Raw genomic sequence first — 8516 nt, forward strand, 5'->3', positions numbered from 1 at the left:
GCCCGATTGACCCCCGTCGAGTACGAGACCATCATGACCCCAGCCGCAGCCCTGGCTGCATAAACCCCGCTGTCACCCGATCATGCAGCAGTCCCACACGACCACAGTGCGGGTGCGGCGCCTGCGTAGTGGAGCGGTAACTCCGCTCCGGATGACCGAAGCGCATCGCAGAATAGCCGACGTCCGTATCGTGGAAGTGAGCAGTTTCACGTGGTCGAGAAAGGACATACGGTCCCGCTCGCCGTTCTGTAGCCCGCCGCGGCCTGACCAGCGGCGGCACGGTCAGTCAACGACGACACCATCTTCCCCCGGCTGTTGCGTGGGAAGAGCTGTCGTCGTACGTCTTGAGTGCCAGCGCCGCAGCCAGTCGCCGGCCTCGCCCAGGGCGATGAACAGGGCCGCAGAAGCCGCGCATCCAGCCAGAGTTGGCCTCTGAGTGAGCACTGTAGTCAGCACCCAGAGAGTAACTGTGAGAGCAGCCCACCATGCACCCACTGATCTGACTTCGGACTTCCAGCGCACGCTCTTCACGGCAGCACTGTATGCCTGGCCGTTTCCACTGCACACTGTCGTAGCTTTCACGGAGAAGGCTTCATCACGCTGCGTGAGGCGCTGGGGAATGCATCAATGTGTCCCACATCACGTAACCGGCTTGGGGTGCGGCACAACTCCTCACCATCTTCGATTGTCTTCATCACCGGCTCATCCGTGTCTCCCCCCACCATCGAACTCGGACGACCCTCCTAGCCTCGTGCCGTAGCAACGGCACCCCGACTTCGCAGAGGTCTCCATGAAGCTCCGCCGCGCCCTGGCCGTCGCCGCAGCGACCGCCGCTCTTACCCCAGCCGCGCTGATGTCGGCATCGGCCGCCTACGCGAGCCCCAGCCCCGTACCGGGCGCATCCGAGACGTCCCCCGCCGCGCCGGAAGAACCGGGTTCGCCCCTGGCACCCGAAGAGACTGAGACGTCCCCTACTGCGGGGACGAGTCAGACTCCTGCCGCTCCGGAGGAGGAATCCCCCGCCCCGGAGCAGTCCGAATCCGCCCCTGCTCCAAAGGCGAGCGCCACGACTCCCGCACCGTCCGAGAGTGCGACGTCGCCGCAGGACATCTGCGACGGCGAGGAGGAGCCGACGCTCGACAGGAGTCTCCGGACCACCCTCACCGGTCTACCTTCCAAGGTCGTCGCAGGCAGCGGTTTCCATAGCTTTGAACTGAACGTCACCAACAAGGGCGATAACGCCTACAGGCGTGTCGACCTCGGCGTCTTCGCCGCTCAGGTGGACACCGACACCTGGGAGGAGGCGACAGGCCGCCTCACCCTTCAATACAAGAACCCGGACACGGGCAAGTGGACCGACATCTCCCTCGATGAGAATGACGAGGGGGCTGGCTACCTCGGCTACACAGACGTCCGTGCCAACGAGTCCCTCGCCATCGACATGCGGCTGAGCGTCGACAAGACTGCCCCCGAAGGGTTCGGCTTCGCGATCAGTATCGGTCTGTACGCAGACGACAAGGGCAATTGCGTCTTCGCCGACAGCCAGGAGTTCTACCAGTTCGACATCCTGGCCGCGGGCAGCGAGCCGGGTGACGTCAACAACGCCGTACCGCAGGAAGGCGGCAAAAAGCCGCTTCCGGTCAAGCCGGCGGGCGACATCGAAATCAACCCCGAGGGCACTCTGGCCCAGACCGGTTCGGACTCCAACCTGCCAGTCATAGCCACTACCGGCGGGATAGCGATCGTCGCCGGAGCAGGCGTCATCTTCGGCCTCAAGCGCCGCCGCGGCAACGTCACCGCCTGACGCCATCGGGATGGGGCGACCGCTCGCCTTCCGTGAGCGACTCGCCCCCACACCGTCACGGTTACGGGGTCTTCAAAGTTGAGCGGTGCGGAGGTGTCCGCGGGCCCGGCGGGTGGTGACGCAGCGTGTCCGTAGCCGTTGGTTGTCGGCATTGCGAAGGCCGAACGCGTTGCGGGCGACTAGCTTGATCACGCGGTTGATGCCTTCGCTCTTGGCGTTGCTGTGCCCGGTGTCGATGAATGCGGCGATCTCGGCCCACCAGCGGTCCACGGTGACGGCGAGCTGCCGCACCTCGGGGATGTCGGAGTCCGCGCACCACGTGAGGAACTTCCAGCGGGCGTGGCCGACTTGATGGCGGCCGGCGCCGGTTCTCGCCAGGGCAAGGAGGTTGCGCAGGTTCTCCTTGGCGATCCATGCCGTCAGCAGGGTCTGGCCGATCGTCCCCTCGCCCAGCAGCGTGTTCCACATCGTGGCGAACTGCTCGTCGGTGGGGTCCTCGCGGTTGCGCAGAAGGCGCCGCCTGGCCTGGCTCGCCCAGGCCCAGACGGACGCACGCCGAGGGGAATTCGTCGATCCCCGCGATGGGGTCATTTCCCTCAAGGACTACATATCAACGCACTGGTGGCCTACCCAGAGCGGTGACCCGTCCACGATCGAGCGGATCGAGCAGAGGGTGCGGCGGCACATCGTTCCCCATCTGGGTGCTCTGCCGCTCAACGCCATCGGTTCGGAAGTCCTGCGTCACTGGAAGAAGCGGCTGGAGAAGGACCTCGGTCCGATGTCCATCCGTCTGGTCTGGGCAACGCTTTCCAGCGTCCTCCAGGCCGCGGTCGAGGACCGTCGCCTCGGACGCAACCCATGCCGGTCCAGCACGGTCCGCCCACCGGCCGCCGCACCCGGCAGGGTCGAAGCGTGGTCGCCTGAACAGGTCCTGGCGGTACGGGAGGCCCTGCCGGATCGCTACCGGCTCCTCCTCGTGATCGGAGCAGGTCTCGGGCTCCGGCAAGGGGAGGCGCTCGGGCTCTCAGCGGACGACGTCGACTTCGAGAAGGAAGTCGTGCACGTCCGGCGGCAGGTCAAGATGGTGCGGGCGAAACTGTGCTTCGCGCTCCCTAAGGGGCGCAAAGTCCGGGACGTGCCGCTGCTGGCCAGCGTCGCCCGGGCCATCCGGCAGCACATGGAGCAGTTCGCGCCGGTGCCGGTCACGCTGCCCTGGGATGACCCGACTCCGGCCGAGACGCCGGTGGAGGCCAAGCACCGGCGGCCGAGGACCTACAGCCTCCTGGCGACGGGACGTGAGCGGAAGGCCATCAACCGGAACTACTTCAACTCCTACGTGTGGAAGCCCGCTCTGGCCGAGGCAGGAGTGATCGCCCCGCTGGACGAGGGCAGCGGGGACGGTGCTCGCGTGTGGGAGCCATCCCGGGAGCACGGCTTCCACGCCCTGCGCCACTTCTACGCCTCCGAGGAACTGGAGGCTGGCGAATCGGTTGTCTCCCTGGCGCGCTGGCTGGGGCACTCCGACCCCGGGTTCACGCTGCGGAAGTACTCCCACTTCCTGCCCCGTGCGGGCGCACGAGGCAGCGCCGCGATCGACGCGATCTTCGCGTAGCCGCGGCCGGTCGGCAGAGCCCGTGAAGCGTGGCCCGTAGCCCGCTGCGGGCCCAAAGTCCCAGAGAAGTCCCAGAGGTACCGCCGCACCCCGTCGTGACCGGCTAAACAGCAGGTCAGACAGGGTGCGGCGGCGCTCGTCTATCAAATGTCCCGGAAGATCTCGATCTGCGCCCCGATCGAGTTCAGCCGCTCGGCCAGGTCCTCGTACCCGCGGTTGATGACGTACACGTTGCGCAGCACCGACGTGCCCTCGGCCGCCATCATGGCCAGCAGGACCACCACGGCGGGGCGCAGGGCCGGCGGGCACATCATCTCGGCGGCGCGCCAGCGGGTGGGGCCCGCGACCAGAACGCGGTGGGGGTCCAGGAGCTGGAGGCGGCCGCCGAGGCGGTTGAGGTCGGTCAGGTAGATGGCGCGGTTGTCGTAGACCCAGTCGTGGATCAGGGTCTGGCCCTGCGCCGAGGCCGCGATGGCCGCGAAGAAGGGGACGTTGTCGATGTTCAGCCCCGGGAAGGGCATCGGGTGGATCTTGTCGATCGGCGCCTCCAGCTTGGAGGGGCGGACGGTGAGGTCCACCAGGCGCGTACGGCCGTTGTCGGCGAAGTACTCCGGCGTGCGGTCGTGGTCGAGGCCCATCTCCTCCAGGACCGCCAGCTCGATCTCCAGGAACTCGATCGGGACCCGGCGGACCGTCAGCTCGGACTCCGTCACCACGGCCGCGGCCAGCAGGCTCATCGCCTCGACCGGGTCCTCCGAGGGGCAGTAGTCCACGTCGGCGTCGATGACCGGCATGCCGTGCACGGTGAGGGTGGTGGTGCCGATGCCCTCGACCCGGACGCCCAGGGCTTCGAGGAAGAAGCAGAGGTCCTGCACCATGTAGTTGGAGGAGGCGTTGCGGATGACCGTGACGCCGTAGTGGCGGGCGGCGGCCAGCAGCGCGTTCTCGGTGACCGTGTCGCCCCGCTCGGTCAGCACGATCGGGCGGTCCGGACGCACCCGCCGGTCGACCACCGCGTGGTAGTGGCCCTCGGTCGCGGCCACGTCCAGGCCGAACCGGCGCAGCGCGATCATGTGCGGCTCGATGGTCCGGGTGCCGAGGTCGCAGCCGCCTGCGTAGGGCAGCCGGAAGCGGTCCATGCGGTGCAGCAGCGGGCCGAGGAACATGATGATGGAGCGGGTGCGGACGGCGGCCTCGGCGTCGATGGCCTCCATCTCCAGCTCGGCCGGCGGCACGATCTCCAGGTCGGTGCCGTCGTTGATCCAGCGGGTGCGCACGCCGATGGAGTTGAGCACCTCCAGGAGGCGGTAGACCTCCTCGATACGGGCGACCCGGCGCAGCACCGTGCGCCCCTTGTTGAGCAGCGAGGCGCACAGCAGGGCCACGCAGGCGTTCTTGCTGGTCTTGACGTCGATGGCGCCGGAGAGGCGGCGGCCTCCGACCACTCGCAGGTGCATCGGACCCGCGTATCCGAGAGAGACGATCTCGCTGTCCAGCGCTTCGCCGATACGGGCGATCATCTCAAGGCTGATGTTCTGATTGCCGCGCTCGATGCGGTTGACGGCGCTCTGACTGGTGTTGAGCGCCTCCGCAAGCTGTGACTGGGTCCAGCCGCGGTGCTGCCGCGCGTCACGGATGAGCTTGCCGATGCGTACGAGGTAGTCGTCTGCCATGGGGTCGAGGCTATCTCAGATATGAGATCGCACCTCTCGGGGGTTCCATTCGGGTGACGCGGCGTTAAAAGCCGCGCCGGCGGCGCCTCAGCGACGCTTGCCCGCCGTCGTGCGTCGCCATCCGAAGGGTCCCGGCAAATCCATCGATGTCGTACGGCGTCCGGTGCTGCTGCGGGTGTGGCGCGGGCCGTTCTTGCTCCCGGTCGTGATGGACCACGAACGTTTGTTGGTGTTCAGCCGCACTCCGGGGAGGATCCGGAAGCTCTTGCGGAACGTGAGCGGCATCGTGCCCCCTTCGAGTCGTGCCGGGTTCTCCGCCCGGCGCGCATCGGATACCCCCGTTCGGCCTACTGATGGGCGCGCGGGTCACCCGGGATGGGGCGCACGCCACATGGCGCCCGGACATGACCGGGCCGCCCCCATGTACTAGAGTTATCTCGACATCGAGATATCTGCCGAGGCGCACCGCGGCCGCCACCCTGGTAAGGGTAGCCTAACTTAGCCCTACCTCAACGGATCGGCCAGGGCGGCGTGGCGGCAGGATGCGGTGGTACGCGCACATAAATGAAGGAGACTGTCGTGTCGGCGAACAGCTTCGACGCCCGCAGCACACTGCAGGTGGGCGACGAGTCGTACGAGATCTTCCGGCTGGACAAGGTCGAGGGCTCCGCGCGCCTTCCCTACAGCCTGAAGGTGCTGCTGGAGAACCTGCTCCGTACCGAGGACGGCGCGAACATCACCGCCGACCACATCCGCGCCCTCGGCGACTGGGACTCGCAGGCCCAGCCGTCGCGGGAGATCCAGTTCACGCCGGCCCGCGTGATCATGCAGGACTTCACCGGTGTGCCCTGCGTCGTCGACCTCGCCACCATGCGGGAGGCCGTCAAGGAGCTCGGCGGGGACGCGAACAAGATCAATCCGCTCTCCCCGGCCGAGATGGTCATCGACCACTCCGTCATCGCCGACAAGTTCGGCACCAACGACGCCTTCAAGCAGAACGTCGACCTGGAGTACGGCCGCAACCGCGAGCGTTACCAGTTCCTGCGCTGGGGCCAGACCGCCTTCGACGACTTCAAGGTCGTCCCGCCCGGCACCGGCATCGTCCACCAGGTGAACATCGAGCACCTGGCCCGCGTCGTCATGACCCGCGACGGCAAGGCCTACCCCGACACCCTGGTCGGCACCGACTCGCACACCACCATGGTCAACGGCCTCGGCGTCCTCGGCTGGGGCGTCGGCGGCATCGAGGCCGAGGCCGCGATGCTCGGTCAGCCGGTCTCCATGCTGATCCCGCGCGTCGTCGGCTTCAAGCTGACCGGTGAGCTGACCCCGGGCACCACCGCGACCGACCTGGTCCTGACCATCACCGAGATGCTGCGCAAGCACGGCGTCGTCGGCAAGTTCGTCGAGTTCTACGGCGAGGGTGTGGCGGCCACGAGCCTCGCCAACCGCGCCACCATCGGCAACATGTCGCCGGAGTTCGGCTCCACCGCCGCGATCTTCCCGATCGACGACGAGACGCTGAACTACATGCGCCTGACCGGCCGCTCCGACCAGCAGGTCGCGCTCGTCGAGGCGTACGCCAAGGAGCAGGGCCTCTGGCTCGACCCGGAGGCCGAGCCGGACTTCTCCGAGAAGCTGGAGCTCGACCTCTCCACGGTCGTGCCCTCCATCGCCGGCCCGAAGCGCCCGCAGGACCGCATCGTCCTCGCCAACGCCGCCGAGCAGTTCAAGCAGGACGTGCGCAACTACGTGGACAGCGTGGACGAGGCGGGCCAGGAGTCCTTCCCGGCCTCCGACGCGCCCGCCGTCACCAACGGCGTCCCGTCCAACCCGGTCCCGGCCACCGCCCCCGACGGTACGACCTACGAGCTGGACCACGGTGCGGTGACGGTCGCCGCCATCACCTCCTGCACCAACACCTCCAACCCGTACGTCATGGTCGCCGCCGCCCTGGTGGCCAAGAAGGCGGTCGAAAAGGGCCTGACCCGCAAGCCGTGGGTCAAGACCACCCTCGCCCCCGGCTCCAAGGTCGTCACCGACTACTTCGAGAAGGCGGGCCTGACCCCGTACCTCGACAAGATCGGCTTCAACCTCGTCGGCTACGGCTGCACCACCTGCATCGGCAACTCGGGCCCGCTGCCGGAGGAGGTCTCCAAGGCCGTCAACGACCACGACCTCGCCGTCACTTCGGTACTCTCCGGCAACCGCAACTTCGAGGGCCGGATCAACCCCGACGTCAAGATGAACTACCTGGCGTCCCCTCCGCTGGTCGTCGCCTACGCCCTCGCGGGCTCGATGAAGGTGGACATCACCAAGGACGCCCTGGGCGCCGACCAGGACGGCAACCCGGTCTACCTCAAGGACATCTGGCCCTCCGAGGCCGAGGTCAACGACGTCGTGGCCAACGCCATCGGCGAGGACATGTTCTCCAAGTCCTACAGCGACGTCTTCGCGGGCGACGCCCAGTGGCAGGCGCTGTCGATCCCGACCGGCGACACCTTCGAGTGGGACACCGAGTCCACCTACGTGCGCAAGCCCCCGTACTTCGAGGGCATGGGCATGGAGCCGGCGCCGGTCGAGGACATCTCCGGCGCCCGGGTGCTCGCCAAGCTGGGCGACTCGGTCACCACCGACCACATCTCCCCGGCCGGTGCCATCAAGGCCGACACCCCGGCCGGCAGGTACCTGACGGAGCACGGCGTCGAGCGCCGCGACTTCAACAGCTACGGCTCGCGCCGCGGCAACCACGAGATCATGATCCGTGGCACGTTCGCCAACATCCGCCTGCGCAACCAGATCGCGCCGGGCACCGAGGGCGGCTACACCCGCGACTTCACGCGGGCCGCCGAAGGTGACGGCGGCGCTCCGGTGTCGTTCATCTACGACGCCTCCCGCAACTACATCGAGCAGAACATCCCGCTCGTCGTCCTGGCCGGCAAGGAGTACGGCTCCGGCTCGTCCCGCGACTGGGCCGCCAAGGGCACCGCGCTCCTCGGCGTCAAGGCCGTCATCGCCGAGTCGTACGAGCGCATCCACCGCTCGAACCTGATCGGCATGGGTGTCCTGCCGCTGCAGTTCCCGGAGGGGCAGACCGCGTCCTCCCTCGGCCTGACCGGCGAGGAGTCCTTCTCCGTCTCCGGCGTCACCGAGCTGAACGACGGCACCACCCCGCGCACGGTGAAGGTCACCACCGACACCGGCGTCGAGTTCGACGCGGTCGTCCGCATCGACACCCCGGGTGAGGCCGACTACTACCGCAACGGCGGCATCCTGCAGTACGTGCTGCGCAGCCTGATCCGCTAGTAGCCGGAAGCGGCCCCGGGGGGGGGGGGGCCCCCGGCGCGCCCCCCCCCCCGGGGGGGGGGGGCGCCCCGCAGGGACGAGGCCCGGGGGGCAAGGCACCACACACGCAGCACCCGCGAAG

6 protein-coding genes are annotated in these 8516 nt (G+C 67.9%); 3 read left to right on the forward strand and 3 right to left on the reverse strand.

Annotated elements, in window-relative coordinates; all coding sequences use genetic code 11:
* Positions 1-790 precede the first annotated feature (790 nt).
* On the forward strand, positions 791-1804 hold the full coding sequence (locus ACGFYH_RS17915; RefSeq protein ID WP_393804082.1) for an LPXTG cell wall anchor domain-containing protein: 1014 nt from the start codon (positions 791-793) through the stop codon (positions 1802-1804).
* Between the two features lie 72 nt (positions 1805-1876).
* Here the strand turns inward: ACGFYH_RS17915 and ACGFYH_RS17920 are convergent, their stop codons facing one another.
* On the reverse strand, positions 1877-2272 hold the full coding sequence (locus ACGFYH_RS17920) for a transposase (RefSeq protein WP_393804083.1): 396 nt from the start codon (positions 2270-2272) through the stop codon (positions 1877-1879).
* Between ACGFYH_RS17920 and ACGFYH_RS17925 the strand changes: the two genes are divergently transcribed.
* Positions 2262-3416: a tyrosine-type recombinase/integrase gene (locus ACGFYH_RS17925; RefSeq protein WP_393804084.1), complete on the forward strand. Its 1155-nt coding sequence runs from the start codon at positions 2262-2264 to the stop codon at positions 3414-3416. The two genes, ACGFYH_RS17920 and ACGFYH_RS17925, sit on opposite strands and share 11 nt — an antisense overlap.
* 143 nt (positions 3417-3559) lie before the next feature.
* Here the strand turns inward: ACGFYH_RS17925 and ACGFYH_RS17930 are convergent, their stop codons facing one another.
* The gene (locus ACGFYH_RS17930) at positions 3560-5089 is read right to left on the reverse strand and encodes a helix-turn-helix domain-containing protein (RefSeq protein ID WP_393804085.1); all 1530 of its coding nucleotides are present in this window, start codon (positions 5087-5089) and stop codon (positions 3560-3562) included.
* 87 nt (positions 5090-5176) lie between these two features.
* Positions 5177-5374 (reverse strand): DUF4236 domain-containing protein, encoded by a 198-nt coding sequence (locus ACGFYH_RS17935; RefSeq protein ID WP_393804086.1) that lies wholly within the window; start codon positions 5372-5374, stop codon positions 5177-5179.
* Positions 5375-5668: 294 nt separating this feature from the next.
* On the opposite strand from ACGFYH_RS17935, the gene acnA reads away from it, so the two are divergent.
* On the forward strand, positions 5669-8395 hold the full coding sequence (gene acnA, locus ACGFYH_RS17940; RefSeq protein WP_393804087.1) for an aconitate hydratase AcnA: 2727 nt from the start codon (positions 5669-5671) through the stop codon (positions 8393-8395).
* Positions 8396-8516 lie beyond the last annotated feature (121 nt).

The organism is Streptomyces sp. NPDC048392 (assembly GCF_043200575.1).
In the GTDB taxonomy this organism is placed as follows: domain Bacteria; phylum Actinomycetota; class Actinomycetes; order Streptomycetales; family Streptomycetaceae; genus Streptomyces.

Excerpts from the sequence above, each read along its gene's own strand:
- ACGFYH_RS17915 (WP_393804082.1), top strand. The coding sequence starts at position 791 with ATGAAGCTCCGCCGCGCCCTGGCCGTCGCCGCAGCGACCGCCGCTCTT.
- ACGFYH_RS17920 (WP_393804083.1), bottom strand. The coding sequence starts at position 2,272 with ATGTGGAACACGCTGCTGGGCGAGGGGACGATCGGCCAGACCCTGCTG.
- ACGFYH_RS17930 (WP_393804085.1), bottom strand. The coding sequence starts at position 5,089 with ATGGCAGACGACTACCTCGTACGCATCGGCAAGCTCATCCGTGACGCG.
- ACGFYH_RS17935 (WP_393804086.1), bottom strand. The coding sequence starts at position 5,374 with ATGCCGCTCACGTTCCGCAAGAGCTTCCGGATCCTCCCCGGAGTGCGG.